Below are 25,079 nucleotides of genomic sequence, written 5' to 3'. Positions count from 1 at the left end.
AACTTTTCCTTTATTTGTGTATAATGGGATAGAAGAAACAAAAAAAGTCAGGAGAGAATCACCTTATGATCAGTCGAAAAAGTGAACGTGAAATCACGTTAATGCACGAAGCAGGAGAACTGCTGGCATCTACCCACAAAGAAATTGCCAAAATGATAAAACCTGGAGTTACGACCCAGGAAATAGACCAGTTTGTTGAAAAGTATTTAGCTAAGCATGGAGCTACAGCAGAGCAAAAGGGCTATCAGGGATATCCCTATGCAACCTGTGCATCTGTAAACGATGAGATTTGTCATGGATTTCCCCGGAATGAGCCATTAAAAGATGGGGATATCGTAACCATTGATATGGTCGTCAAATTAAATGGTGCACTGGCCGATTCAGCCTGGTCCTATGCTGTTGGAGAGGTTGATGAGGAGAAGCAGCGCCTGCTGGATGTAACCAAAACCAGTCTCTATAAAGGAATTGAGCAGGCTGTTCCAGGTAATCGGGTTGGAGATATTGGGCATGCCATTCAATCCTATGTAGAAGGCGAAAATTTCTCTGTTGTCCGTGAATTCACTGGACATGGAATCGGTGAATCCATGCATGAGGAGCCGTCAATCCTGCACTACGGACTTCCTGGTAAAGGTCCTCGTTTGAAGGAAGGCATGGTCATTACCATTGAACCTATGGTAAACGTTGGTGCCTGGCAGTCTATGATGGATGATAATGGCTGGACTGCAAGAACCATCGATGGAAAGTTATCCGCGCAATATGAACATACCATCGCCATTACGAAAGAAGGACCAAAAATTCTGACGGAACAGAAATAACAAAAGAGGCTGGGACAAAAGTGTTATCGCTAAAGGTAAATCGACTATGTCCCAGCCTCTTTTATTTTGAATTCTAAAATTCCGACGACGTCACTAAGTAATCAGGATGTACGATCCAATCTTTCCTCTACTTCCTGTAACACATCCTGGGCAGTCATTCCTTTCGCCTGGATAACGGATGCGTCCGGAACATCTGAAGTCATTCCCATCACATTCTGATCCTGGCCGGTTACTACACAGCAATCACAATTCTGAGCATCATTCATGCTGTGCAGATCAACCACATCATATCCTTTTTCCTGCAATGCACTTTTCACATCTGTAAGGGACTCTTCTACGCCAACACGACTCATGTTATTCCTCCTAGTTGATTAATCATTATTATGAATGGTGTTGCATCGTGGATTTACCCCGTTTTTAATCCGGGATTCAACACTTGGCGAAATCCACGTATGTTAATCATCCCTCATAGTTTATCCAGGTGATGGAAAAGTATACAAATCATTACTTCAGATGATGAAGCATTTGTACGCCAGCCTTTACCCCTGTTTGGATCGCTTCCTCTTTCGGATTCAATTTAGCGTGATGTAAACCATTAGGAGAATCTACCCCAAGCCAGTACATAAAACCTGGAATTTCCTTTAACATGTAGCCAAAATCTTCTCCTGTCATGGCCTCATTCGCCTTTTGGAAGGGAACATGAATACGATTCATTTCCGTTTCGAATTGGTCCGTGTATGTTTTCTGATTCCACACCTGATAATAATTTGAACCGTAGTCAATGGTTGCTTTACAATCAAAACGCAGTTCGATCGCCTCTGTCATTTTCTCAATTCTGGACTTGATAAAATCCATCGTGCTGGCATTAAGGGTGCGAATCGTTCCTTCCAGCCTGGCTTCCTCTGCAATAATATTTTGCACGGTTCCCCCGGTAATTTTCCCAATGGAAAGAACAGCAGCATCCAGTGGATCAATCATACGAGCTACAATTTGCTGTAAATCGGTGACGAGTGCACTTGCGCCAACGACCATATCCTTTGTCTGATGAGGATAAGCAGCATGCCCGCCTTTTCCTTTTAAATCAATAAACAATTCACTTGTGTTGGCAAAAAGCAGTCCTTCTTTGGTGGAAACTGTTCCCGCCGGTAATTCCGAGGCAATATGTAAGGCAAAGATTGTATCCGGCCACCATTTCTTCATCGGTTCTGACTCCAGCATTGGTGCTGCTCCACCCGGCCCTTCTTCTGCAGGCTGAAATATCATTAACACGTGATGTTCCGGGCGATGCTCGACTAATTCGGTTAAAATTCCGAGTGCAATCGTCATATGAAAGTCATGACCGCATGCATGCATTTGACCTTCATGCCTGGATTGAAACTCAAATCCTGTTTCCTCCGTAATCGGGAGACCATCTATATCCGTCCGGTACCCAATGGTTTTTTCTCCAACTGTCCCCTCGACTCTGACAAATATTCCTGTTCGCCATGTTTCCACTTCAATATGGTCGTCAGGCAGGGAGTGAATATAGTCCAGCAAATACTTTTGGGTTTTTACTTCCTTAAACCCAAGCTCAGGAATTTGATGCAGCTCGCGTCGTATTCGAATCATCTCATTAAAGTTCATAAAAAACCCCTCTTTTCAAAAGGAATAGCAGGAAGATTTACCCTCCTGCTACTCTCCTTTTTACTGATCTAATTTTCGAAGCTCCTGCTTAATTTCCGTTTTTCCTTTCGTCTGTTCATCAATTTCTTTAATCACTTTTGCCGGCGTACCAGCGACAACGGTGTTTGGCGGTACATCCTCTGTTACAATGGCACCTGCTGCAACAACAGCCCCCTTACCAACTGTAACTCCTTCAAGGACAACAACATTTGCGCCAAGAACAACCTCATCTTCAATCACAACAGGCTGGGCAGAAGGTGGCTCAATCACACCTGCCAGCACGGAGCCTGCACCGATATGACAGTTCTTTCCTACGGTAGCTCGTCCACCAAGGACAACATTCATATCAATCATGGTTCCTTCACCAACAACCGAGCCGATGTTAATGCTTGCCCCCATCATAATGACTGCCCCATCACCAATCTCAACCTGGTCGCGGATAATCGCACCCGGCTCAATCCGTGCATTGACATTTTTAAGATCCAGCAACGGAATCGCTGAATTACGGCGGTCATTTTCAATTTTATAATCCGCGATTTCATCCTTATGTACATCTAAAAAGGCTTTGATATCCTTCCACTCACCGAATAAAACACCGGTTGTATCCTCAACAAAAGCCTGAATGTTCTCACCAAATTCAAGATTATTCAGTCCTCCACCCTTCACATAAACCTTAACAGGAGTGGATTTTTCACTATCGGATATAAATTGAATAATTTCATTTGCATCCATCATCTTCATCCCTATTCACCTCTTCTATTCCATTTTCCTCTAACTTTACCAAAACACCCGAACACTGGCAAGGGAAAGTGTGTGTCAAGTTTTCCCGATGGTTCTAAAGCGATTTGATCAATTCCAACAGGTCTATTAGCTCAATAAACCACTTTACAAAAAATGTACAGGTATGTATGTGTTTTGTATTTCTAATCGGAACATTTACTTATATTCAATTAAGGCCATTTGTGGTATTTTTAATTAGAAACATAAAGTAAAACTTCCATCAGTGGGGGCTGTGGGGGTATTACGGCCAGTTAATGCGTAATAAAATGACATTAAAACCCCTAAAGGTGTGTGAAACAATGGTAAGGTACATGGCCTTAACCATCCTTTTCTTTCTTTTTCCCGTCTTATCGGGCAGTAAGACCCCTGCCTCAAGATTCAAAAAAGACTTGAAGATATAAGCATACATTTATGATCGAGTGCCTTCTCTCTTTTTTTACCATAATTTGGCTCCTAATACCCCCGAGAAATATTTTAAACATAGGAAAAGCACCGACATAAAGTCGATGCTCACTACTGTTTGTATTATTATGATTAGTAAAGGGTTATCCCTGAGACTGTTCATTCTGGTAAAAGTTTTCATGTAAGTACTGATTGAGTCTCTTCAGTATGGCTCTTCTCGTGAGTATGCCATCAAAATAACCATCCTCATCCACGACACACACAAATGGATGGTCAACCACAACTTTTAACCCCTGCATAAATCCGTCTTCTTTGTTTAAGGTAGGAAATTCTTTCTCCATTACGGATTTGACCCGTAAATTCGACAGCTTCTCAACCTCAATCCGTTCAATGCCAAGAATGCTTTCAATAATCATCGTCTTACTGATAACGCCTTCAAAATGAAAATCGGAATCTAATACTGGTACGGCTGAATATCCCGTTTTCACAAGAACCAATAACGCGTGTTCCAAAGGGTTCTGACTTTGTACATTTGCTACCTTTTCTGCGTGAATCATTAAATCTTTTACTTTTGTTTGCTGAATTTCTGTGCTTTGTATGCTTAACATTTTCCGTCACTCCTTTACGCACAGGAGATAAAGTGAAACTTCCGTCAGTGGGGGCTTTGCAGGGATAAAATGAGGCGGGATTGTTCTGATCCCGGTTTGCAGCGAATACCAAAACAAACCAATTATAGTTTAACATATTTGCTCACAAAATCCTACTTATAACGTGTACCTTTTTATTGGGCCATTTATCCCTCAATCTCAAGGTACACGTATCCGGTTTACTGGAAAAACCCAGTAATATTAGAAAGATGTACTGTCCGCTATAAAACACTAGTCTTCATTGTGGTCGTCATATTTACGATATTGGTCATGTACGTTGATTTCGATGGGCTGGATGGTCATACTTCCGCATTCAGGACAAAAATGCTCATCTTCCGTCATAGAACAGCATTCTAAACAGTAAAAGTACATAAAATCACCCACTTCAATCTTTTTAATATAATATGTGAAAGGTAAAAATGTGGTTCGGCTCATTGTTCTCTTTTTAAAACGAGACACACTTTTTGGGCTTATACGTAAACTGAATATAAGCAAATTCTATGATGACGTATGAATTAATAGCTATGGCAAATGATAACAGGTGTAAATCATAAGAAATCGTGAACCCTAAAGCATACATACAAATTTGAGACTTCCTTAATTTTGGCCCGCGTCGCTATTCATTGCGAACGAAACTTATCAGGTTTTTTTACGAGCTGTACCCTACCTTTCACCTTTCGTTTTTACAGAAGCATGGAGGCGGGATTGCAGCTCGTTCCTGTGTAAAAACTCTAAAATTCATCGGAAATGGTGATCACATGTATACTTACACCAAAAAAGAAGAGCTGGTAAATGGAATCACCCATGCCATTGGTGCCATACTTAGTTTATTTGCCCTTTCCTATCTGATTCTTTATGCTGCGGAATCAGGCAGCTTCTGGCGCATCTTTTCTGTGTCCGTATATGGCTTGTCTATGTTTTTCATGTATACCTCGTCAACGTTTGTCCATTTAGTGCCCTCAGGCAGATTAAAGGAGCTTTTCCTCAAGCTGGATCACAGCTCCATCTTTTTGTTTATTGCCGGGAGCTATACACCTATTACTTTGCTATTATTAAAAGGAAAGATTGGCTGGATTTTGTTTTGTTCCGTTTGGGGAATTGCATTGTTCGGGATAATCTTTAAAATGATTTTCATCCGCAAATATACCATCCTGACTACTGTTCTTTATATCCTGCTCGGATGGTTTGTCGTCGTTGCGTGGGAACCGCTAACATCCAAAATGGCCTATAATGGAATTGTGCTTTTGATCACTGGTGGATTGTGCTATTCCATTGGGACGATCTTTTACCTGTGGAGAGGGTTCCCCTACCATCATGCAATCTGGCACATTTTTGTTTTATTTGGCAGCGGATTTCACTTCTTCTCCATATTTTATTATATTGTCGCATAAATCATGACTAAAATGATTCCTCTGACAGTCGGCTACATTAGCCGGCTTTTTTGTGCCTTCCCTTTCATCTACTGAAACCATTCGTTGAAAAAATGAAAACTCCTTCTTTTAAAGCACTTATTTTTAGCTGTCAATACCATAAACGAACATGCTATAATACAAATGATTCATTTTATTTAAGGGAGAATACGATGAGAAACCAGAAAATATCAAGACGTTCTTTTTTAAAACGGTTTACATATGGACTATTAGGTACATTAGGCCTTAGCGGCGGAACCTATTATTACTCCAAATATATAGAGCCCTCCATGTTAACCATCAAGGAGGAAACCATTCAATCTCCCAGGGTGCCCAGCTCCTTTAACCAGTTTAAAATTCTGCAATTCAGTGATACTCACCTGGGCTTCCACTATGACTTAACTAAGTTGCGGGATCTTGTAAAAAAGATAAATGATCAAACCCCTGATTTAGTATTGTTTACCGGCGATTTAGCGGATGATCCGAACAGCTATTCATCGGCTCAGCTTGAAGCGTGTATTCCGATTCTTAAGGATATCAAGGCCCCCTATGGGAAGTACTGGGTATATGGGAATCATGATCACGGTGGATACGGGACAGAAAAAATTCAGATGGTGATGGATTCTGGAGGCTTCCAATTATTGCAGAATCAGTCAGCAGATATTCCATTAAAGGATGCCAGGATTCAGTTAGCAGGACTCGATGATGTTATGCTGGGACAGCCGGATCTGCACCAAACCTTGGAAGGTACAGACCCTGATAAGTTTACTTTGTTAATGTGTCATGAGCCTGATTTTGCTGATCAAACGTTGCGGTACCCCGTGGACGTTCAGCTCTCCGCTCACAGTCATGGCGGACAAATTCAGATCCCCTTTTTTGGACATTTGATCACCCCGCCCTATGCCAATAAGTATGTAGAGGGAAAATTCACACTGGGCGATCAGCAGCTTCAATTGTTTGTCAGTCGCGGAATCGGTACAACACGCCTCCCATTCCGTTTTCTGTGCCGCCCGGAAATCAACATCTATTATTTAGAAAAGCTCGAAAATGTTTAAAATCAACAGGGGTTACAGTTCGTGATATATTGTTAGGATTTTGTCACAATGGGATATTAACAAGACGATACTTCTTGTTACAATGAAGCTGAATATAACCAATGGAGGAAGAAATATGAAATGGAACGTTTTTTTATTCATCCTGCTAAGTTCCGCGGTTCTGATTTTATCGGCCTGTGGCGAAGGAAATCAGTCCGGACAAAAGGATGGATCCGGAGATGGTAATCAGTCAGAACAAAGCTATGAAGGTACGCTGGATATTGAAGTACAGGATTTTACAGCGGTAAATCAGGACGGTAAGGAAGTAACATTAAAGGATCTGAAGGGTGAATTTTGGGTTGCTGATTTTATCTACACACAATGCCCGGATGTATGCCTTACCATGACACCTAATATGGTACGTTTACAAAATATGCTGAAGGATGAAGGCTTAAATACACGCCTGATTTCTTTTAGTGTCGATCCGAATGTTGATACACCCGAAATTCTGAAAAAATACGGGAAGAATTTCAATGCGGATTTCTCCACCTGGGACTTTCTGACCGGATATTCTCAGAAGGAAATTGAAACCTTTGCTGCCGATTCTTTTAAAACCCTGGTTACAAAAATGGACGGGCAGGTTGCACACGGCACGTCATTCTATTTAATTGCCCCGAATGGACACGTCATTAACAAGTACAATGGCCTACAACCAAAAGGAATTAAAAATCTTATGAGTGATTTGAAAAAATATATGAATCAGTAAGAGAAGTCTTACTGATTTTTCCCCCTTTTTCCTGAAAATTGTGTTAAACTCTAGTTAATAAGAGATAGATTAAAAGGAGATATCTAAATGAAACAGGACGAACAGCCTATTTCAACAAGACAAATTGCCGAAGCACTTGCTGTCGTCAATCGACATGCAAAAGCAGCACCAGACCCACGGCAGCTTTATACATTAAAGCAAAAAACCATTCAAAAGCTATTTGAACAAAAAAAGGCCAAAAAAATAGGCCTCCACTATTCCAATCACCCCAAGTATAGTCAACAGCATTCCACACTATTAATTCAGGTTGACGACTATTATTTTCATGTACCACCTAAGCGGGATGATTTTAAGCAGTACAAACATCTTGGAGCTCTTGATGAATCCTATCGGAACCCTAAACCTCAGTTGAATCTGAGAAAAGCAAAGCAAACGTTGTATTCCTATTTAGGGTGGAAGCCCCAAAACCGCGGAAATCGTTATTCAGCCTACCAGCAAGCGGCTACCACTTCCCTGCTTGGCAGAGGAAGGCGGAATCCGGCCTCCAGAAGCTATTTTGACCGTTAAAAAACGCCAGCCATCACTTGTGTGATGGCTGGCTTTCTGTTTAGTTTATTTTTACAGCTGTACCCGAGGCTACTACCATCATCATTCCGTCCCGCAGTGTTTCAAAGTCCAAATCGACACCGATCACTGCGTTTGCTCCTAAATTGGAGGCCTTCTCCTTCATCTCACGCACAGCGATTTCCCGGCCTTCTGACAGTTTGCCTTCATAGGTTCCGCTTCGTCCGCCCACAATATCGGAAATCCCCGCAAGAAAATCCCGTACAACATTGGCACCCATAATCGCCTCGCCATATACCACATCGATATACTCCACAATTTCTTTATTTTGCAATGTACTTGTTGTTGTTACAATCATCAAAAATCAATCCTTTCTTTACAGATTTCATTTATACATAATATCTAGTGCATAGATTTATGATTAGTAAACGATGTAACAGCTACTACCTTAGTATTGTGAAGCTAATCATTCCGTATGATTAAATAAACAATGAGTCCTATGATAGGAAAAAACAAGGTACCAATGAGAACGACAATGGCATATTCCTTGCTGTTTCCTTTACGTACTGAATCACGATAAGCCCATATACTTGTGATGACATTTAATACTAAAAGAATAAAACCGAAAAATAAAAAGACCATGATTAGAGATATGACTTCCAAGTGTTTCACCTCCATTTCTCTATACGACATAGGCTTTCCAAAGGTTTCAGGAAAATGAAAATCCCTACACATGTTTTATGTGTAAGGATTTGTCATTAGTTCTGGCTTGTTAAAGGAATTGTAATTTCCTCATTATATTCCTTGTCGATGATTCTGAGTGTGAAAACGAAGCTTATTCGTTTCTGGAACATTGTAAAAAACAGAAGATATAAGGGTCACTGTGTTCGATTGTGTTTGATTTGTTCTCCTGCTAAAGGGTGATACTGAGCCTTTTTCTCCATCCGGCGTTTTGTAGACTGGTTGAAGGAATTGAGGAGTTTTCAATTCACGTCTTACTTGGAATGTAACGTGGTAGTCGTCATTCTTCTTTTCAACTTGTTCTACAGACATCCAATCCGGTGCCCCTTCCAATTTTTCATTTTTCAGATTTAATACAATCTCCTCTTTTCCTTCATCGACAGCAAGTACCTTGGAAAAACTTAATAATAAATCATCAGGTACCTGCCTGTAATTATTCTGCAGGGTAATCATTCTTTTACCACTATCCAAAGTGAAAAATACAGGTTCCAGTGATGACCACTGATTGATCTCCCCATTTCGAAGAGCTAATCGATGAATACCTAAAATTTGCTCATCATTATCCGGATGTCTTGATAAGATTACTTTGGAAACTGTTGGGTGAAGGATAACATCATGAATCACTAGTTTTTGTCCGTTTACGTCTACTACTTTATTCAGTTCATAATGCTTACTATTAAACCAGTTTGAATTGATGGGCAGTTTATAAGTAAATGGTTGTTCAGCTCGGCTAAATTGTAATTCAAGTGTCCATGTATCTCCAGAGGACTGTAATTGCTCGGCCGATAAACCGGCTAATTCGATTTTCATTTCTCCTGACCGGCTATTGCTCTCATTGTTAATTGCGATACTCTTTTTCCTTTCAGCCACCTTGCCTATTGGTGATTCCCCATTCTCTCCTGCAAGATTCAGGTTACTTATTGTGAGTTCTTTTACAGGTGGTCCATCTATATGGATAGAATAGTTAATGACAAGCTGGTTTGAATCTGCCACTACCTCTTTTACAGTAAATGTTATATCATCATGTGTCTCCTTCTGCTCTATTTGCCTTGCAAATCCTGTATAGTTCTCATTGGGTTCTGTCCAATTCGTAAATTCCGCTTCATGGTCCTGTGGAGAAGGCTGATCCTTCATTTCTTGATCCGAATTTCGCAGTGAATCACCCTGTTGATTTGAATGGTCCTGATCCTGGAAAACAGAAAGACCTGCAATGAATAAAATCGAAGCCGCCATCACGGTTGCAGCAGAAGCGCTGAATATTTGCGAGATCCTCCTTTTCCTGGTTTGCTTCAGCCGTGCCTGCTGGATCCCGGCTTTAATATGATCATCAATTTTTGGAGATATTGGAATCTGCATATCAGACTCTTTGCACTCTTTCAACCACTTATCCTTATCAGACATGCCTTTCCTCTCCTTTCTCCCACTCGAATCGCAGCTGTTTCAAAGCGCGATTCAGCCTGGTTTTAATGGTGCCTTCAGGGACTCTTTTCCACTCCGCGATTTGACTTAATGTCCAATCCTCAAAATATTTTAACTGGATAATCTCCTGCATTTTTGGATCAAGATCAAGCAGTAAATCTCTTAGTATTAAATACCTATCTGTATCTTCATCATAAGATGTAACTGAGAAAATCTCTTCTACCGGAAGTGTTCGCTTTCGTCTCCTCCATTCATCATGACAATAGTTCATCATAATCCTTAATATCCAGGGCTTAAAATGTCCTGGTTTTCGCAGGTTATGTAGCTTTAAATAAGCTTTACAAGTAACCTCCTGGACAGCATCAAGGGCATCATGTTCATTCCCAAAATACCGGTATGCCGTTCGATAAAGTGATGACTTTACCGTTTGAAGCAGTTCATAAAAAGCTTCATCGTCCCCTTTTCTGGCCCTTTTTACCAGCTGTTGTTCTCCCATGAAAAATCTCCCCTTTTAACACTTCACTATATATGACCATTTTGATGGGAAAATAGTTTTATAAAAATGATGTATTCTAAAAGATTTTATTTTTATGAACTCAGACGTGATGAAACACTTGAAGACGTACTTAAACTCTGTGTGAAATGTTATGATGTGAAATACCACAAAAAAAGAGCATGATAAGTGCATGCTCTTCAAACTCTGGCATTTTGCTGTGGAACGGTTTTCTTTTTCCGTGTTTTCATATAGTTTATTATAGAAGAAATCAGATGACTGATAAACAGGAATATTCCAAACGAGATCATAGCTAACGTGGAATTGGCTAAATCTCTCCATTCCATATTTCCTGTCCCTGTTAATCCCTGATACAGCTCAATCCAGGTTGTGATAAACAGGTAGATTCCACTAACCGTTAGGAAGGTCAGTGCTTTTTTCCAATCGAGATCGATTAACCAGCGTATAATCGGGCGAAAGAAAAAATAGAAAGCTATGATGGCGAGAAAACCTGCTCCAAAATGAATATGAGCATCTGTGAACCCTAACGGAGCAAGCTTTGCAGGATTCACCGCCCATTCGAATAGTGGATTCATATATATCCCTCCTGGCATTAGCATTCTTGCATAATTTTACGAAGGATATACATAGGAACCGGGAATTTTCATCACGCATGTACTGGCCGTAATACCCCCACTTTAAGTCTTGAGGGTAACCCAACAAGACTAGGTGGGTGATGGAGAACCCCCCCAATGATGGAAGTTTCACTTTATAATCTTTATGTTTTTCTGTGATTTGCGTATAATAGCCGTAATGAAGGAGGCAGCATTCCATGAAGCGTGCACTTATTCTTATTATTACAGGGGCGGCCCTATGGGGAACGATTGGCTGGTACGTCAACCATTTATATGAATTTGGCTTTACACCTTTTGAAGTTGTGACTCTTCGGGTAACGAGCACGGCTATTCTGTTAATCCTGTATTTCGGACTGACGGAAAAGAAGATGTTTAAGCTTAAAACCATTAAGGATGGAAAATATTTTATTGGAACCGGAATTTTCAGTATTGTGTTTTTTAATTTCTGTCTTTTTACCACGATGAATTTATCTACTTTACCTATTGCAACAGCTCTATTATATACAGCACCTATTATCGTTGCTATATTGTCGAGAATTTTATTTAAGGAAGCCTTTACGAAGAAAAAATTTATAGCCCTGTTATTGTCCATGATGGGGATTCTTCTGATTGTTGAAATCCTTCCTTCACTGGGGCAGAATTTTCAATGGCTGGCTCTTGTATTTGGTCTTGGCTCCGGATTAGGCTATGCTCTTTACAGTATTTTCAGCAAATATGCCTTGGAAACCTATCACAGCAAAACGATTACCTTATATACATTTATCGTTGCCACCGCCGGCTGTTTACCGTTTTTTCCCTATGATAAAATATACATCTTCACACAGCCAGCTGCCTTGTTCTATGCGATTGGACTGGGATTGCTCCCAACGGCCGTTGCTTATATCATTTATACGATCGGGCTGAAAGAAGTGGAAGCATCCAAAGCCGCTATATTTTCCACGATTGAGCCTGTTGTTGCGACCGTCATTGGAATCACATTGTTCAGTGAAGCTTTTTCGGTCTTTCAAGCAGCTGGTATGGCGTGTATTATAGGGGCTGTGATTCTATTGGAAAAATGGCCGGACAGAAATCAGAACAGCATTGCGGGCACAGCAGGAAAAAAAGGGGTTACGCGGTAATAACCCCCTTCTTCCCTGGTATATTTTTTTCAATTAAAATCAGGAATGGTATGATAGGTTTGGTGTGAATGGTTTTAGTTAAATGATGGCTTTGTCGTTTCTTTTTCTGAATCACTATGCTTTTTCTCTATTTTTATATCAATTTCTTTCATGATTTTCTCGTCACGCATTAATTCTTCTTTATATTCATTTACTAAATCCTGAAATCCTGGTAATCTCGGTCTCATACGATAACCCCTTTCAATGCCTTAAATTTTCTTACAATTCTATTTTAACAAAGAATTTTCTGAATACATTGAAAGATTTTGAACATTTTGTAACAACTTTGGAGGGATAACATGGAATCATTCATTAATACTAACGTAAAAAACATTGAAATATCCGGGATACGAAAGTTTTTCAACCTCGTTTCCGGAGAGTCGGATATTGTTTCTTTAACCATAGGACAGCCCGACTTTTACACACCGGACCATGTGAAAGAGGCAGGAAAAACAGCGATTGACCAAAATCGTACAACCTATACACACAATGCAGGGATGCTTCCTCTTAGAGAGGCGATTTCTTCCTTTGTCAGTGAGAAATATGGGCTGCAGTATGATCCAAAACATGAAATTATTGCAACTGTGGGTGCATCTCAGGCCATTGATATTACGTTCCGGACTATTTTGTCTCCTGGTGATGAAGTCATTCTCCCTGGACCGGTTTATCCCGGGTACGAACCTCTCATTCGTTTAGCTGGAGCAACGCCTGTTTTTGCAGATACAAGAAATCATGATTTTAAAGCTACGGCTGACGTTCTGGAGTCATACATAACGGACCGGACTAAATGCATTGTCCTTCCTTATCCCTCCAATCCTACAGGGGTAACCTTAACAAAGGAGGAATTACAGGAGATTGCTGAACTGATCCAGGGAAAATCTATTTTTCTTCTGGCAGATGAAATCTATGCTGAATTAACCTATGAAAAGCCTCACGTATCCATTGGGAGCTTCCCTGCTGTTCGTGAACAGACCATTATTATTCAGGGACTGTCAAAATCCCACTCGATGACCGGCTGGAGAATTGGTTACGTACTGGCATCAGAAAACATTGCCAAACATCTTCTTAAGGTTCACCAGTATAATGTTTCCTGTCCTTCAAGTATTAGTCAATATGCAGCACTGGAGGCTTTGACGGAAGGAAAATCAGATGCGACGTTCATGCGGGAGGAATATAAAAGAAGACGGGATTTTGTCTATCAGGAGCTGGTAGATATGGGGCTGGAGACCGTTATGCCGGATGGCGCCTTTTACTTATTCCCTAAATTCCCTGTGGGGGACAGTTCCTCATTTGATTTGGGACTTGATTTAGTCAAAAAAGCGGGACTGGCTCTTGTTCCAGGTGATGCCTTTTCTCCATTGGGCCAAGGCTATATGAGAATTTCCTATGCCTATGATATGGAAACCCTCAAAGAAGGAATGAAGAGATTGAGGAAATATCTTTAAAATAACCATAAAGTGAAACTTCCATCAGTGGGGGTTTTCTCCATCCCTCACTGATGGTTAGTTGAACTTATCAGGAATTTACTGGCCGTTTATCCGTGATAAAAAAATCAGCGGCCCCAAACCGCTGATTTTTTTAAAATGAAGTTTGAAGGAAGCATGAGGAGTCTTGTAAGGAATTAGTTTCGAGTTTGCTCGATCGCTTGGTATAAATTTAACAAGGTATCAAGCTCCTGACTAATCTCAACGGATTCCTTACTTGTAAAACCATACCACGTAGCAACTTCGACCATTTTAAAACGAACTGTCTCTATCTCTTTTCTCAGTTTTACTGCATCTTCAGTAGACGCCACTTCTGGAGCCCCCCAAAATTAACTGCTTCTGTTCTATTATACCATAATAGAACCCGAAAATTTCAGGGAATGGTTTAACTTTTTGACAATTTCAATTCCTGCTTTTCTCGCAATTTACTTTTTATATACTGATTGAGTAAATGGTCCAGCTCCTGACTGACCGTCAGTGTTTTAATACTTGAGATGCCATGATCATCAGCAACCTCATGCATTTTTTCTCTCTTTTCTAAAATTTCTTCATATAATAATTCGTTCTTTTGTGTAGACTTTCCCATATCCAATTCCCTTTCTATTTTTATATTAAACAACGTTTATGATTATGGCAAAAGTAATAGAGAAAGTAAACCATATCGCAATATTAGACAAAGTTTTCAGAAAAAACAGGAACAGACCCTTATTTCACCGGCTTTTCGACATCTTATACGTAGAATATCCGACAATTATCGGGGGGTTTACAAAGAACATCCCGAGAATAATCCAGGAATATTGATAGAAGGGATTTAACATTTTAAATGTTTTTTAAACAATATTATAATATGATATAAAACCATCATCTTTTGTTAATACTTGTGATAACATGGTAATAGTTATATATATGACTAATTAAGAAGGGAAGAATTATTTTGGCAAAAGAGATTTGGGAATGGACCAAAGCTATTATTATCGCAATTATTCTTGCGTTCATTATTCGATCCTTTATATTTGCTACATCTGTTGTAGAAGGAGCAAGCATGCATCCTACTTTAGAAAACGGAGAAAGAGTTGTATTTAATAAGGCTATTTATTACTTAAGCGAACCAGACCGCGGAGATATTGTTATCATTCAGAGACCGTCAAAGAATTATGTAAAACGTGTTATTGGACTACCCAATGATGTCGTTGAGGTGAAAAATCATTCCTTATATATTAATAGCCAAAAGCAGACTCAGAGCTATCTGGACGATGAAGCTATTAAGTCCACCTCCGATTTTGGACCTATCACCGTACCTGAAGGCGAATATTTCGTGATGGGAGACAACCGGTCAATCAGCAAGGACAGCCGAAACGGATTAGGACTTATAAAAGAAGATGAAATCATCGGCCGAAGCGAACTCATCATCTACCCCTTCGACGAATTCTCCCTAACGAGGTAGATAGAAAAGCGGAGGCGACCGCTTAGGCCTGGGAGCCGCAGCTGGACATAGAAAAGCGGAGGCGACCGCTTAGGCCCGACGGCATAAGCAGAATCTCCGGAGTGGCCGTACTTTGGCCATGGAGGGTATTCTGCTTATGACCACTTAGACCCGAGAGCATAAGCAAACCCCATTGTGTGGACCGAGGTGGTTCTTCACAATGGGGTTTGCTTTATCTCATTTTTTCGGGTAAAGCCGTAATGGATTCAATCAGAATATCAAGTTTTCCTTCAATGCGGTGCAGTAAATAAAACGTAACCACAACAGGAAAACCGATTTCCGGTATCCAATTGGCCCAGCTTTCCAACATGATCCATTCACCCCCTCATTCAAATCTCCATGGTTCTATCCTTTCATCTACCAGAAAAAGGAGCGACTTCTCGCTCCTTTTCATTCTTACAATTCAATTTCCTGTACATTGCGTTCGACGATTCGGGCACTTTTCTTCTCGATTAGATCCCCACCTGAAGAAGTAAAAGCATTCTGAGTAATAATTTCGTCCATTGCCTGATTAATGAGGGCTGTATCAACAGGTTCCACCGGCTGATCTAAAGAATAGGTCACCGTCTTGCCATCAGCATTTGTAAACTTCAGCTCCAGCTTCTTTGCCATGTTTTCCACCTCCTTCTATCCACTGCTTTCATTTTTTAGATAACCAATACGGATGAATCATTTCGCTCAACAGAATACAACGTACGCTCCTGCAGAGGCACCAGCGCGTTTGTCACAGCCATTAACTGATCGGCGGTTGCTTCGGTTTTTACATTGTTAAAGTTTTTGTTCTTATAGGTAATCTCCCCATCGCTGTCAGGACCTGATTCAAATACAAGCTGTAACTGTGAACGAATCATTTGTGAAACAGCCATCTCCCCCACCTCCTTTCACTTTTATAATCGAAAGAAGACAGAGAAAAGTGTTCTATAATTTCCCCGGACATAAAAAACCCTGTCACATCAAAATGTGACAGGGTTTCAGGAACAACCATTCTTTTTATGAAGCTTATGCGTTATCAAAAATACAAAAGCCAATATAAAGAAGAATAATCCCCACACCTACAATACCCAAAATGGTTTCAAGCATAATCAAGCACACCTCCTGTAAGTACAATTTTCCAAAAGATAATTAGTCTTTTCACACAAATGTACTGGAAAATACAAGGTATATATGTCAATTCTACCATTTTTATTTTAACAAAAAAAACGTACTTTTAAGCCTCAATTTTTAAATTCTATGTTAAAATTTATTTGACTTACATTATTAATAGAAGCTTAAGCAGGTGATTTCGATGGCCCATTGCCCGTTTTGCGGAACAGAGGTAAAACAGGGAGAAGAGTATTGTATTAACTGTGGAAAAGAAATGCCTACCGATTTAGCTGAGAGAATGCCGAAAAATCAAGGTTTTAATAAATGGTGGTTTTTACCCATTGGCGCACTATTCCTTGCGATCCTCGTATTTATAGGCTATTATTTTTTTCTATCATCTCAGGAAAATCAAGCCCTGGAAACCTATAAACAGGCGGACAAAGTTGCAGTGGATGGAAATTTTCAGCAGGCAAAAAAACTGTATAAAGAAGCACAGCAATATAAGTCTGAGTTTCCTGCAGCTGTACAAAATGCCCAGTTTATGGATATCGCGATGTCTATTCAGCAGCAATTGAACTCAGCAAAGAATCTACAAGATGAAAATGCCTTTCAGCAGGCCATTAAAATTACAAAACAGGCGGAAGAAGACCTGCAGAACTATAATGGCGAAGTAGTGGATAAATTACTGGATCAGCTCGTTAAGACACGAAATGAAATCAAGACTGCTGAGGTAACAGAAAGATTAAGTCAGGAGCCTTCCGTAGAAGAGTTAAAATTGCTTCTTTGGGAGGCAGAAGGTATACAAACCGATAAAGCAAGAAACATAACGAAGAAAATTCGTACAAGACTGGTGAATTATACGTATTCCAAAGCCAATGAAAGCTTAAAATCCAATCATTTTACAGATGCGATGGCGATTATAGAGGATGGACTGAGATACGCTCCGGAAAGTGAAAAGCTGCAAAGCCTGAAGACGACCATTGAAAAAGAAAAGGTTGCCTTTGAAACCGAGCAGCAGAAACGGATTGAACAGGCCATAAATGCAGCTGAGCAGGAGTATAAGCTCAATAAAAATGATGCCATTGAGATGGTTTCCATTGAAGCTAAGAAGGATGACTTTGGCGATTTAATCGTCTCAGGTACTTTAAAAAGCGTCGCCACGGTCCCGATTTACTCTGTTTCTGTTTCCTATAATCTGCTGGACAAAAATGGTGAAATCGTTGAAACCAATGAAGTATATATTTACCCTGATACCCTCTACCCTGAAGAAGAGGGAAATTTTGAATTTACCCATTATGAAATGGATAAAGAACTAAAAGCGGAAGTAGACCAAGTCAAATGGTTTCTTGACTCACCGTAATGAGGAGTGACCTTAATGATAAAGAATCGCTTATTCTGGCCTGTTGTTATAACCGTTATCATGACTATTTGTCTCATTTTAACGATGGTCCTTTACTATCAGAATTGGAGCAAGAAAGCCATTGATGTCGATAACAGCATTGCCAGTCTGGTCCGTGCGGATGATCAGGAGAATGAAACGACGCTGAAAACGATTATTCACGAAGCACAAAAATCCGTTGTCCAAATTGAGGCAGAAAGTGAATCAGGAAAAAACATTGGTTCTGGTTTTATCTATAACAATAAAGGAGACATCATGACAAACGCTCATGTTGTAGCAAATGCAGACTCTGTCTATGTGAAAACCTCTGATGCCCGTACGTATCCGGCAGCCGTTATCGGACTGGGAACGAAAAAGGATATTGCTGTTCTGCGTGTTCCCCAGCTGGTGGACCGAAAAACGTTATCGTTAAATCCGGACTATGAAGCTGAGATTGGCGATGAAATTATTGCCGTCGGGAGTCCATTAGGCTTTCAAAACACGGTTACAACAGGAATTATCTCCGGCAAAAATCGGACTTTTAATGTAGATGATCAGTATAATTATGAAGGTTTATATCAAATTTCTGCTCCTATTACGAATGGAAACAGCGGCGGGCCTCTCATCCACCGTCCGTCAGGGAAAATTATTGCGATTAATTCAGCAGGTTCCAATGAGGGACAAATTGGCTTCAGTCTTCCTATCGGTCAGGTAGTAGACCGGGTGAATATGTGGTCAGACCAGGCGGATGATGAGGAACTAAGCTTTGATGGAGCTCTGAAAACAAAGGATACAGTCAATGAGGAGCAACTGATTCAGGATGCAACCTATATTGTAAATTATTTTTATGAGAACGTTGAAATGCGGGATTACTTAAATGCTTATAAACTGCTGGGAATCGAGCGGCAAAGACAGAAAAGCTATCAGGATTTTCGAAACGAATATGTGCATATACATGATTTAACGATCAATAATCTCAATACTGAATTGCAATCCAATCAGAAAGTCAAAATAACGTTAAACGCTGATCATGTTTCCAGAAATAAAAATCAGGTTCAAATTACTGAGCATTATGAAACGACATTTATCGTTGGTTACGAAAATGACCAGTTAAAGATCCTGGAAAAAAATCAGACATCTCTCTCGACGACAAAGAAAGAACCAACCCCTGCCAATGATGGAAAGCAGGAAGACTCATCACAATCCTGACCTGTCATCCTCTATACCATTTCCACGTATAGGGGATTTTTTTAGAACAAAGGAGGAAGCGTATTCCTATGAATAAGAGAATCAAAAGTGCACGGCAGGTTCAACAGCACCAATCCCTATTTCATTGCCCTATTTGCCAATCATTCATGGAGGTACATGAATCGAAAAGCTTTATATGTCAGAAAGGTCATACATTTGACTTTACCAAAAAAGGCTATATAAACCTTACTACCCGGCCATCCAAAACGAAATATACCAAAGAGTTATTTGAGGCCCGGAGAGAATTAATGGTCGAGCAGCAGCTGTTTGAGCCCCTGCTCGAAAAAATAGACGCGTGGATACAGAACACCGTTTCCAGACAGGATGCCCTTACCATACTGGATACTGGCTGTGGTGAAGGCTCACATCTTGCCAGGATTACCGAAAAACTGCACAACACATTTACAAACGGGGTAACGGGAGTTGGTATTGACCTGTCAAAAGAGGGAATCATGACTGCTGCCAAAAACTATCCAGAGACGATTTGGGCGGTTGCTGACCTTGCTCACTCTCCTTTTCGGGATCAGTCCTTCCAGCTTCTCTTAAACATTCTCTCCCCTTCTAATTATGGTGAATTTTCCAGGCTGTTAAAAAATGGCGGGTATGTCCTGAAAGTCGTGCCTCAACAGAATTATTTAACGGAATTGAGAGATGCCTTTTTCAAGGATACCGACCGGGCTTCGTATTCCAATGATGATACCGTTGACCTTTTCACACGCCATTTCCAACTGAAGGATCGAATTCGTGTGACCTACAACGTGGATTTAAATCCGTCATCGATGCAATCCTTAATTCAAATGACACCCCTTACCTGGTCCATATCTGAAACGGACATTCAAGCGGTACTGGACAAGCACTCCTTATCTTCCATTACAGTTGATCTGGAGATTTTAATTGGTATCAAAGGACATGAGAAGTAAAAAAGGAGGAAACCTCTGAAATAGAGGCTTCCTCCTTTTTACGAACCATGAACCTTGGAAAAATGATTCATCTAACTATACGAAAAAAATCGCTCAGCTTTTCCTGGAGCTACAGGCTTACTAAAATAAAAGCCCTGAATTTCATCACATTTTTCACCTTTAAGGAATTCGAGCTGTTCCTTGGTTTCCACACCTTCTGCAATCACTTTCATATCCAGGGAGTGCGACAGATGAATAATCGACTTCACGATCGCCTGATTCTGCTTTTGTTCTCCCCTGATAAATAGCTGATCAATCTTCAGCTTACTCAAAGGGAACTGACTCAAATATTTCATTGAGGAATACCCGGTTCCAAAATCATCAATGGAGACATTTACTCCGAGCTCTCTCAAACCCTTAAGCGTATCCATAATATAAGCTTCATTGGACATCGCCATACTTTCGGTTATTTCCAGCTCTAAATATTTCGCATCGAGCTTTGACTCCTGTAAGATGTCCCGGACCTTCTTCACCAAATCTTTTTGCAGGAACTGCTTTACGGATAAGTTCACACTGACTTTTGTCGGGCCATAGCCTTTTTCATGCCATTTCCGGTTTTGACGGCAGGCTTCCCGCAGCACCCAATCTCCAATTTCAATAATAAGTCCGGTTTTCTCAGCCAGTGGTATAAACATTCCCGGTGATATATAGCCTCTGGATGGATGCTTCCAGCGAAGAAGGGCTTCAAAGCCGATGACCTGATTATTTGAAATATCCACCTGTGGCTGATAATGAACCTCAAATTGCTTTTGTTTAATGGCTCTTCTTAACTCATTTTCAATGGTAAGCATCTCTTTAAAATCTTCTGTGATCGATGATTCAAATATTTTATAATGATTCCGCTGATTCTCCTTAATCACATACATCGCAGAGTCTGCCTGTTTAATTAACTCATTTGGATGTTTTCCATTTTCCGGAAATAGACTGATTCCGATACTTACCGTCGTAAAAATTTCAAAATCCTGAACATCTATTGGGATTTGAAAAGCCCGAATCACCTTTTCCGCAAATGCTTCCGCCTCATCTTTGTTCTGAATATCACGCTGCAGGATCAAAAATTCATCTCCACTCATACGGGCAATGAAATTCTTCCCATCCAGCAGCTGCTTTAAGCGATCGGAGCATGCCTGCAGCAAAGCATCGCCAAACTGATAGCCTAACGTATCATTAATTTGTTTAAAATAATCAATATCCACAAAATGAACTGCGATCTGACCGTTATCCTTTCGACATTCAGCAATGGCTTCTTCCAATGTCTTTACAAAATAATTTCGGTTCGGCAAGTCTGTCAGCTCATCATAATAAGCCATAAACTGGATCTGCTTTTCATTATGTACACGTTCGGTGACATCCCGAATGACAGCAATGCGCAAGTCCCCATCCTTGTCGGGATATGGCTGCGGTAATACGTCAATGTACAGAGGCTCCCCCGTCTTTTTGTATCCTTTTAGTAAATAAGGCTTATCATGATCCTGTTTCATATTCTCTTTAAGCGTATGAAAATAAGAGGAATCGATAAATTCATCAATAGATGCACGGATTAATTCTGACTTCTTATAGCCAAAAATTTTGGCCAGTGAATCATCACAATCTATAATCTGACCGGCTTGATGCAAAACCATCCCTTCATGTGACTGATTCATCCGATATTTCAGTGCATACATCTGGTTTTCTTTTTGATCATTGAAACGAACAGGATGGATAAACAAACAGATATGACCATCGTTAAGCTTCCAAGTTCGAATTTGAACCAGCGTCTGATCTGCGGAGTTTAATTCAAGTAAAATCGGTTCTCTTTCCTTTTGCATCACAGTTCCATGCTCAAGGAACAGCTCTATGGATTGTCCCGTCAGGTCTTCTTCACCCAGCAAGATATGTGCTGCTTGATTGGCAAACAGAACCTGCCCTTCCGCATGTAAAATGACAATCGCATCATTCAATTGTTCCAGCATCCGGGCTGGTGTCATGAGTTCTGTATGCTGAGATCCTTTCCCCAAGGTAATTCCTCCTAAAAGTCTGACTTCCTAGCCGATGATAATTTTTTCTTTTGGATAATGGAATTCGCCTTTCTTTGTTACATCATTAAATGAAAAGAGCAAGGTTAAAATTCCGATTCTTCCAATAAACATCAGTACCATTAAGATGACTTTGCTAATGTTTGTGAGTTCAGCTGTGACGCCCATCGAAAGTCCGGTTGTACCGAATGCTGAACAAACCTCAAAAATAATCGCTATCAGTGAAGAATCCTCAAAAATCGTTAGCAATACAATAGCAGTGATACAGAGACCAACCGCCATTAGCACAACAACTACTGCTTTGTACAGGTCTTCTTCAAAAATCTCCCTTTTAAATACCGAAACCTTGCTCTTTCCTCTGGCAAAGGTCAAAATAAAAATAATAACTAAAGCAAATGTGGTTGTTCGTATACCTCCCCCCACACTGCTTGGAGAAGCCCCGATAAACATCAGCACAGATGTGACTAATTGCGTTTGTTCGGTCAGAAGGCTCATATCAAAGGTAGCAAGACCGCCACTTCTGCTCGTAGTCGATTGAAATAAACTGTAAAAAATCATTTCATGCCAGGACTTATCAGCATAGAAGTGATTCCATTCAAGTACAATCATGATGATAAACCCAAATATCAATAATCCAAGGTATGTTATGGATGTAACCTTTGTAAATAAGGAAAAACGCATAAACTTTCTTTCCTCTTGGGAAGCGAATAAATAATCCTTCACCTCAACTAATACCGGAAAGCCAATAGATCCAAATATAATAAGGGCAATGTGGATTATCTGCACAAAATAATCATCTTTGAACGGCGTGAGAGATTGACCTGTAATATCAAATCCCCCATTGGTTGTAGCACTTATAGAGGCAAAGAATCCGTGAAAATAAGCCTCCTTCCAGCTTGAAAAATACGTTAAGTAATACGTACCAAGGATAAGAAAGCCAACAAGCTCGATCCATAATATAAGCTTGAAGACACCTTTCATCAGCTTGACGATTCCATTAAAGGAATATTGGTTCTGGTCGGCCATAATCAGCCGGCGCTCTTTCAAACCTATTTTCTTACCAACGACAAGCCATATAAATGTACCCAGGGTCATAACCCCGACTCCGCCAAATTGAAGAACAACCGCTAACAGGACGATGCCCAGCTGGTTAAAACTATCCACTATGGAAACCACAGATAATCCTGTTACACTTACAGCACTGACGGATGTGAAAAGGACCTCCATAAAGGTTAAATCGACCCCATCTTTGTGGGCAACAGGCATGGCCAATAATAAACAGGATACGGTTACCGCAATGATATAAAAAATAATGATCAGTTGCACCGGCGAGCGCTGGTTTAACCATTCTGAAAATTTGTTTTTACTTCTCATAACACTTTCTCCCTTTATACACCAAAATCCTTCTTATCATGACAAGATTTTTTCCGTTTATCAACCGATTTTGACAAGTTTTTTATTCACGAACGTTAAAAAAATGACCCCACTCCATAAAAGCGGGGTGATTTTTATTTAGAGGAAGAAGAAATGTCGAACAGTTTGCTTTTTTCCTTAAACTTCTCCAGCAGCTCTGTACCTTGATAGCCTTCCTGGATTAATGCCTGAAGCATTTCCTCCACCTTTTCCTGTTTTCGATTTAATAATGTTCCTAAAAACAGGACATTCATAGACGAACCGATTTGATTCAACCCAACCAATTTCACCATCATCGTTGCAGGCTCATTGGATTCCTTGGAGATTTTTACCTGCAGGACATATTCCCTGTTTTCGTCCTGCATTTGCTGAAAATAATCTTTATAAGAGTCATCCATGTACGCCTCGACCAGCCAATGGTTATCTTCATCTTCACGATTAATGATTAATCCGTCCGTTAAATCTATAGGCATGTTTTTAAGTTCGTCGCCCTGCTTTTCTAAAACATCTAAAGAAATCAATTTAAATGTTTTCATATGCACCACCTTGTGCCCCTATTATATATCTTATCCCAAGTATTTCAAATAGAATTATACATAAAGTGAAACTACCATCAGTGGGGATTTTCTCCATCTCCCACAGATGGTTAGTTGACTTATCACGCCAATTGGGTTCCAGGATGTTTTATCTGGTCTGATAATGGCTATATTAATGATAGCAACTTTCATATTCTTACATACTGAGTGATTCAATATATAAGAAAAGGAGTGGACGAAATGATGTACGATATCGCCATTATTGGAGCTGGACCTGCAGGATCAAGTGCAGCCATTTTTGCAGCAAAAGCAGGAAAGAAAACCCTGCTGACTGATACAGGAAAGAGTATTACAAAAAAAGCATGGGTAAAAAACCATTATGGGATAAAGGAAATTGAAGGTCCTGATTTGCTTGAAACAGGTATGCAGCAGGCAAAAGCATTAGGAGCTGAATTAAAGACGGAGGAAGTAACAAAAATTGAGAGTAAAGGAAGGCATTACCTGGTTCATATGGGACAGCATCAATATGAAGCCGAGCACATTCTCCTTGCGACCGGTTTATCCGTAGATTTAGCCGAGGATATGGGCTTAAAAATTGTTGATGGGCAGGAGCCGCGTATAGCAAGAAATATTAAAGTCGATCACGAAGGTAAAACGAACAAAAAGAATGTTTGGGCAGCCGGAACTGTAGCTGGTGAAAGTGTCCACACCATCATCACATCCGGCCACGGCGCAAAAGTAGCCATTAACATCATCAGCGAACTAAACGGCCAACGCTACGTAGACCACGACATCATCCAAAGTAAAGATTAATAGAAAAGCGGAGGGGCCCTGCTTACATCAGCGAGGGTCTGGGCCCTGGAGCTGGACAATAGAAAAGCGGAGGCGAGCGTTTAGGCCCCACGGCATAAGCAGAAGATCCGGAGAACAAAAAAGCCTTATTTGTATAAAGAAAT

Annotated in this window: 30 protein-coding genes; 12 read left to right on the top strand and 18 right to left on the bottom strand. The window is 40.3% G+C overall.

The window, feature by feature from the left end:
• Positions 1–65 precede the first annotated feature (65 nt).
• Positions 66–815 carry a type I methionyl aminopeptidase gene (gene map / locus ACZ5OK_RS07540; protein WP_343840734.1) on the top strand — a complete coding sequence of 250 codons (750 nt, stop codon included), beginning with the start codon at positions 66–68 and terminating at the stop codon, positions 813–815.
• 101 nt (positions 816–916) lie between these two features.
• On the opposite strand, the gene ACZ5OK_RS07535 is transcribed toward map, so the two are convergent.
• The 4 genes from ACZ5OK_RS07535 to cbpB all read right to left on the bottom strand — a co-directional run bounded on the left by ACZ5OK_RS07535 (position 917) and on the right by cbpB (position 4,267).
• The gene (locus ACZ5OK_RS07535) at positions 917–1,168 is read right to left on the bottom strand and encodes a YkuS family protein (protein ID WP_343840731.1); all 252 of its coding nucleotides are present in this window, start codon (positions 1,166–1,168) and stop codon (positions 917–919) included.
• A gap of 151 nt (positions 1,169–1,319) precedes the next feature.
• Positions 1,320–2,438, bottom strand: a complete 1,119-nt coding sequence (locus tag ACZ5OK_RS07530) for an N-acetyldiaminopimelate deacetylase (RefSeq protein WP_343840728.1) — start codon at positions 2,436–2,438, stop codon at positions 1,320–1,322.
• 60 nt (positions 2,439–2,498) lie between these two features.
• Positions 2,499–3,218 carry a 2,3,4,5-tetrahydropyridine-2,6-dicarboxylate N-acetyltransferase gene (gene dapD / locus ACZ5OK_RS07525; RefSeq protein ID WP_343840726.1) on the bottom strand — a complete coding sequence of 240 codons (720 nt, stop codon included), beginning with the start codon at positions 3,216–3,218 and terminating at the stop codon, positions 2,499–2,501.
• A gap of 584 nt (positions 3,219–3,802) precedes the next feature.
• On the bottom strand, positions 3,803–4,267 hold the full coding sequence (cbpB, locus tag ACZ5OK_RS07520; protein ID WP_343840724.1) for a cyclic-di-AMP-binding protein CbpB: 465 nt from the start codon (positions 4,265–4,267) through the stop codon (positions 3,803–3,805).
• A 797-nt stretch (positions 4,268–5,064) separates the two neighbouring features.
• Here cbpB and trhA point away from each other — a divergent pair.
• From trhA to ACZ5OK_RS07500, 4 genes are all read left to right on the top strand, one after another.
• Positions 5,065–5,697, top strand: a complete 633-nt coding sequence (gene trhA, locus ACZ5OK_RS07515; RefSeq protein WP_343840718.1) for a PAQR family membrane homeostasis protein TrhA — start codon at positions 5,065–5,067, stop codon at positions 5,695–5,697.
• A 191-nt stretch (positions 5,698–5,888) separates the two neighbouring features.
• The gene (locus ACZ5OK_RS07510; RefSeq protein ID WP_343840715.1) at positions 5,889–6,770 is read left to right on the top strand and encodes a metallophosphoesterase; all 882 of its coding nucleotides are present in this window, start codon (positions 5,889–5,891) and stop codon (positions 6,768–6,770) included.
• Between the two features lie 115 nt (positions 6,771–6,885).
• Positions 6,886–7,515 (top strand): SCO family protein, encoded by a 630-nt coding sequence (locus ACZ5OK_RS07505; RefSeq protein WP_343840712.1) that lies wholly within the window; start codon positions 6,886–6,888, stop codon positions 7,513–7,515.
• 87 nt (positions 7,516–7,602) lie between these two features.
• Positions 7,603–8,082, top strand: coding sequence for a YkyB family protein (locus tag ACZ5OK_RS07500; RefSeq protein WP_343840709.1), 480 nt, complete (start codon positions 7,603–7,605; stop codon positions 8,080–8,082).
• A 40-nt stretch (positions 8,083–8,122) separates the two neighbouring features.
• Here ACZ5OK_RS07500 and ACZ5OK_RS07495 read toward each other — a convergent pair whose 3' ends face one another.
• The 5 genes from ACZ5OK_RS07495 to ACZ5OK_RS07475 form a co-directional block, all read right to left on the bottom strand.
• Positions 8,123–8,437 carry a YbjQ family protein gene (locus ACZ5OK_RS07495; RefSeq protein ID WP_343840707.1) on the bottom strand — a complete coding sequence of 105 codons (315 nt, stop codon included), beginning with the start codon at positions 8,435–8,437 and terminating at the stop codon, positions 8,123–8,125.
• A gap of 104 nt (positions 8,438–8,541) precedes the next feature.
• Entirely contained in the window at positions 8,542–8,721 is a 180-nt protein-coding gene (locus ACZ5OK_RS07490; RefSeq protein ID WP_343841500.1) for a PLDc N-terminal domain-containing protein, read from the bottom strand.
• A gap of 153 nt (positions 8,722–8,874) precedes the next feature.
• Complete coding sequence (locus ACZ5OK_RS07485; RefSeq protein ID WP_464758649.1) at positions 8,875–10,221, bottom strand: DUF4179 domain-containing protein; 1,347 nt, start codon at positions 10,219–10,221, stop codon at positions 8,875–8,877.
• Positions 10,214–10,735 carry a sigma-70 family RNA polymerase sigma factor gene (locus ACZ5OK_RS07480; protein WP_343840703.1) on the bottom strand — a complete coding sequence of 174 codons (522 nt, stop codon included), beginning with the start codon at positions 10,733–10,735 and terminating at the stop codon, positions 10,214–10,216. Before ACZ5OK_RS07480 ends, ACZ5OK_RS07485 begins: the two co-directional genes overlap by 8 nt.
• Before the next feature lie 197 nt (positions 10,736–10,932).
• Complete coding sequence (locus ACZ5OK_RS07475; protein WP_343840700.1) at positions 10,933–11,328, bottom strand: hypothetical protein; 396 nt, start codon at positions 11,326–11,328, stop codon at positions 10,933–10,935.
• A gap of 236 nt (positions 11,329–11,564) precedes the next feature.
• On the opposite strand from ACZ5OK_RS07475, the gene ACZ5OK_RS07470 reads away from it, so the two are divergent.
• On the top strand, positions 11,565–12,485 hold the full coding sequence (locus tag ACZ5OK_RS07470) for a DMT family transporter (RefSeq protein WP_343840698.1): 921 nt from the start codon (positions 11,565–11,567) through the stop codon (positions 12,483–12,485).
• A 74-nt stretch (positions 12,486–12,559) separates the two neighbouring features.
• Here the strand turns inward: ACZ5OK_RS07470 and ACZ5OK_RS07465 are convergent, their stop codons facing one another.
• Positions 12,560–12,712, bottom strand: coding sequence for an FbpB family small basic protein (locus tag ACZ5OK_RS07465; RefSeq protein WP_343840696.1), 153 nt, complete (start codon positions 12,710–12,712; stop codon positions 12,560–12,562).
• Between the two features lie 111 nt (positions 12,713–12,823).
• On the opposite strand from ACZ5OK_RS07465, the gene ACZ5OK_RS07460 reads away from it, so the two are divergent.
• Entirely contained in the window at positions 12,824–13,969 is a 1,146-nt protein-coding gene (locus ACZ5OK_RS07460) for an aminotransferase A (RefSeq protein WP_343840694.1), read from the top strand.
• A 176-nt stretch (positions 13,970–14,145) separates the two neighbouring features.
• On the opposite strand, the gene ACZ5OK_RS07455 is transcribed toward ACZ5OK_RS07460, so the two are convergent.
• On the bottom strand, positions 14,146–14,319 hold the full coding sequence (locus tag ACZ5OK_RS07455) for an aspartyl-phosphate phosphatase Spo0E family protein (protein ID WP_343840692.1): 174 nt from the start codon (positions 14,317–14,319) through the stop codon (positions 14,146–14,148).
• A gap of 74 nt (positions 14,320–14,393) precedes the next feature.
• Positions 14,394–14,594, bottom strand: a complete 201-nt coding sequence (locus ACZ5OK_RS07450; protein WP_044157143.1) for an aspartyl-phosphate phosphatase Spo0E family protein — start codon at positions 14,592–14,594, stop codon at positions 14,394–14,396.
• Positions 14,595–14,936: 342 nt separating this feature from the next.
• On the opposite strand from ACZ5OK_RS07450, the gene lepB reads away from it, so the two are divergent.
• Positions 14,937–15,452: a signal peptidase I gene (lepB, locus tag ACZ5OK_RS07445; RefSeq protein ID WP_425542220.1), complete on the top strand. Its 516-nt coding sequence runs from the start codon at positions 14,937–14,939 to the stop codon at positions 15,450–15,452.
• A 211-nt stretch (positions 15,453–15,663) separates the two neighbouring features.
• Here the strand turns inward: lepB and ACZ5OK_RS07440 are convergent, their stop codons facing one another.
• From ACZ5OK_RS07440 to ACZ5OK_RS07430, 3 genes are all read right to left on the bottom strand, one after another.
• Complete coding sequence (locus ACZ5OK_RS07440) at positions 15,664–15,801, bottom strand: YvrJ family protein (RefSeq protein ID WP_370521800.1); 138 nt, start codon at positions 15,799–15,801, stop codon at positions 15,664–15,666.
• 86 nt (positions 15,802–15,887) lie between these two features.
• The gene (locus tag ACZ5OK_RS07435) at positions 15,888–16,103 is read right to left on the bottom strand and encodes a DUF2922 domain-containing protein (protein ID WP_343840687.1); all 216 of its coding nucleotides are present in this window, start codon (positions 16,101–16,103) and stop codon (positions 15,888–15,890) included.
• 35 nt (positions 16,104–16,138) lie between these two features.
• Positions 16,139–16,357, bottom strand: coding sequence for a DUF1659 domain-containing protein (locus ACZ5OK_RS07430; RefSeq protein ID WP_343840685.1), 219 nt, complete (start codon positions 16,355–16,357; stop codon positions 16,139–16,141).
• 419 nt (positions 16,358–16,776) lie between these two features.
• On the opposite strand from ACZ5OK_RS07430, the gene ACZ5OK_RS07425 reads away from it, so the two are divergent.
• The 3 genes from ACZ5OK_RS07425 (at position 16,777) to ACZ5OK_RS07415 (ending at position 20,120) form a co-directional block, all read left to right on the top strand.
• A complete protein-coding gene (locus tag ACZ5OK_RS07425) occupies positions 16,777–17,934 on the top strand; it encodes an FxLYD domain-containing protein (protein WP_343840683.1) in 1,158 nt (385 codons plus the stop codon).
• Between the two features lie 15 nt (positions 17,935–17,949).
• Positions 17,950–19,161 (top strand): S1C family serine protease, encoded by a 1,212-nt coding sequence (locus ACZ5OK_RS07420; RefSeq protein ID WP_343840680.1) that lies wholly within the window; start codon positions 17,950–17,952, stop codon positions 19,159–19,161.
• 68 nt (positions 19,162–19,229) lie between these two features.
• Positions 19,230–20,120, top strand: a complete 891-nt coding sequence (locus tag ACZ5OK_RS07415; protein WP_343840678.1) for a putative RNA methyltransferase — start codon at positions 19,230–19,232, stop codon at positions 20,118–20,120.
• 71 nt (positions 20,121–20,191) lie between these two features.
• Here ACZ5OK_RS07415 and ACZ5OK_RS07410 read toward each other — a convergent pair whose 3' ends face one another.
• From ACZ5OK_RS07410 to ACZ5OK_RS07400, 3 genes are all read right to left on the bottom strand, one after another.
• Positions 20,192–22,156 carry a sensor domain-containing protein gene (locus ACZ5OK_RS07410; RefSeq protein ID WP_343840675.1) on the bottom strand — a complete coding sequence of 655 codons (1,965 nt, stop codon included), beginning with the start codon at positions 22,154–22,156 and terminating at the stop codon, positions 20,192–20,194.
• A gap of 27 nt (positions 22,157–22,183) precedes the next feature.
• The gene (locus ACZ5OK_RS07405; RefSeq protein ID WP_343840673.1) at positions 22,184–23,548 is read right to left on the bottom strand and encodes a TrkH family potassium uptake protein; all 1,365 of its coding nucleotides are present in this window, start codon (positions 23,546–23,548) and stop codon (positions 22,184–22,186) included.
• Between the two features lie 134 nt (positions 23,549–23,682).
• Positions 23,683–24,123 (bottom strand): YwpF-like family protein, encoded by a 441-nt coding sequence (locus ACZ5OK_RS07400; protein ID WP_343840670.1) that lies wholly within the window; start codon positions 24,121–24,123, stop codon positions 23,683–23,685.
• Between the two features lie 243 nt (positions 24,124–24,366).
• Between ACZ5OK_RS07400 and ACZ5OK_RS07395 the strand changes: the two genes are divergently transcribed.
• Positions 24,367–24,936, top strand: a complete 570-nt coding sequence (locus ACZ5OK_RS07395) for an NAD(P)/FAD-dependent oxidoreductase (protein WP_343841497.1) — start codon at positions 24,367–24,369, stop codon at positions 24,934–24,936.
• The last annotated feature ends 143 nt before the right edge of the window (positions 24,937–25,079 follow it).

Source organism: Salinibacillus aidingensis (genome assembly GCF_055393355.1).
Note: the sequence above shows the minus strand (reverse complement) of the source record. Positions and strands in the feature narration are given on the sequence as shown.

What these genes read in the sequence shown, in the direction of transcription:
- ACZ5OK_RS07395 (WP_343841497.1), top strand. Translation starts at nt 24,367, where the DNA reads ATGTACGATATCGCCATTATTGGAGCTGGACCTGCAGGATCAAGTGCA.
- ACZ5OK_RS07485 (WP_464758649.1), bottom strand. Translation starts at nt 10,221, where the DNA reads ATGTCTGATAAGGATAAGTGGTTGAAAGAGTGCAAAGAGTCTGATATG.
- ACZ5OK_RS07480 (WP_343840703.1), bottom strand. Translation starts at nt 10,735, where the DNA reads ATGGGAGAACAACAGCTGGTAAAAAGGGCCAGAAAAGGGGACGATGAA.
- ACZ5OK_RS07435 (WP_343840687.1), bottom strand. Translation starts at nt 16,103, where the DNA reads ATGGCAAAGAAGCTGGAGCTGAAGTTTACAAATGCTGATGGCAAGACG.
- ACZ5OK_RS07475 (WP_343840700.1), bottom strand. Translation starts at nt 11,328, where the DNA reads ATGAATCCACTATTCGAATGGGCGGTGAATCCTGCAAAGCTTGCTCCG.
- ACZ5OK_RS07510 (WP_343840715.1), top strand. Translation starts at nt 5,889, where the DNA reads ATGAGAAACCAGAAAATATCAAGACGTTCTTTTTTAAAACGGTTTACA.
- ACZ5OK_RS07430 (WP_343840685.1), bottom strand. Translation starts at nt 16,357, where the DNA reads ATGGCTGTTTCACAAATGATTCGTTCACAGTTACAGCTTGTATTTGAA.
- ACZ5OK_RS07460 (WP_343840694.1), top strand. Translation starts at nt 12,824, where the DNA reads ATGGAATCATTCATTAATACTAACGTAAAAAACATTGAAATATCCGGG.
- ACZ5OK_RS07535 (WP_343840731.1), bottom strand. Translation starts at nt 1,168, where the DNA reads ATGAGTCGTGTTGGCGTAGAAGAGTCCCTTACAGATGTGAAAAGTGCA.
- ACZ5OK_RS07405 (WP_343840673.1), bottom strand. Translation starts at nt 23,548, where the DNA reads ATGAGAAGTAAAAACAAATTTTCAGAATGGTTAAACCAGCGCTCGCCG.
- ACZ5OK_RS07450 (WP_044157143.1), bottom strand. Translation starts at nt 14,594, where the DNA reads ATGGGAAAGTCTACACAAAAGAACGAATTATTATATGAAGAAATTTTA.
- ACZ5OK_RS07415 (WP_343840678.1), top strand. Translation starts at nt 19,230, where the DNA reads ATGAATAAGAGAATCAAAAGTGCACGGCAGGTTCAACAGCACCAATCC.
- ACZ5OK_RS07495 (WP_343840707.1), bottom strand. Translation starts at nt 8,437, where the DNA reads ATGATTGTAACAACAACAAGTACATTGCAAAATAAAGAAATTGTGGAG.
- ACZ5OK_RS07505 (WP_343840712.1), top strand. Translation starts at nt 6,886, where the DNA reads ATGAAATGGAACGTTTTTTTATTCATCCTGCTAAGTTCCGCGGTTCTG.
- map (WP_343840734.1), top strand. Translation starts at nt 66, where the DNA reads ATGATCAGTCGAAAAAGTGAACGTGAAATCACGTTAATGCACGAAGCA.
- ACZ5OK_RS07470 (WP_343840698.1), top strand. Translation starts at nt 11,565, where the DNA reads ATGAAGCGTGCACTTATTCTTATTATTACAGGGGCGGCCCTATGGGGA.
- cbpB (WP_343840724.1), bottom strand. Translation starts at nt 4,267, where the DNA reads ATGTTAAGCATACAAAGCACAGAAATTCAGCAAACAAAAGTAAAAGAT.
- ACZ5OK_RS07465 (WP_343840696.1), bottom strand. Translation starts at nt 12,712, where the DNA reads ATGAGACCGAGATTACCAGGATTTCAGGATTTAGTAAATGAATATAAA.
- ACZ5OK_RS07425 (WP_343840683.1), top strand. Translation starts at nt 16,777, where the DNA reads ATGGCCCATTGCCCGTTTTGCGGAACAGAGGTAAAACAGGGAGAAGAG.
- dapD (WP_343840726.1), bottom strand. Translation starts at nt 3,218, where the DNA reads ATGAAGATGATGGATGCAAATGAAATTATTCAATTTATATCCGATAGT.
- ACZ5OK_RS07420 (WP_343840680.1), top strand. Translation starts at nt 17,950, where the DNA reads ATGATAAAGAATCGCTTATTCTGGCCTGTTGTTATAACCGTTATCATG.
- ACZ5OK_RS07490 (WP_343841500.1), bottom strand. Translation starts at nt 8,721, where the DNA reads ATGGTCTTTTTATTTTTCGGTTTTATTCTTTTAGTATTAAATGTCATC.
- trhA (WP_343840718.1), top strand. Translation starts at nt 5,065, where the DNA reads ATGTATACTTACACCAAAAAAGAAGAGCTGGTAAATGGAATCACCCAT.
- ACZ5OK_RS07500 (WP_343840709.1), top strand. Translation starts at nt 7,603, where the DNA reads ATGAAACAGGACGAACAGCCTATTTCAACAAGACAAATTGCCGAAGCA.
- ACZ5OK_RS07400 (WP_343840670.1), bottom strand. Translation starts at nt 24,123, where the DNA reads ATGAAAACATTTAAATTGATTTCTTTAGATGTTTTAGAAAAGCAGGGC.
- ACZ5OK_RS07440 (WP_370521800.1), bottom strand. Translation starts at nt 15,801, where the DNA reads ATGTTGGAAAGCTGGGCCAATTGGATACCGGAAATCGGTTTTCCTGTT.
- ACZ5OK_RS07530 (WP_343840728.1), bottom strand. Translation starts at nt 2,438, where the DNA reads ATGAACTTTAATGAGATGATTCGAATACGACGCGAGCTGCATCAAATT.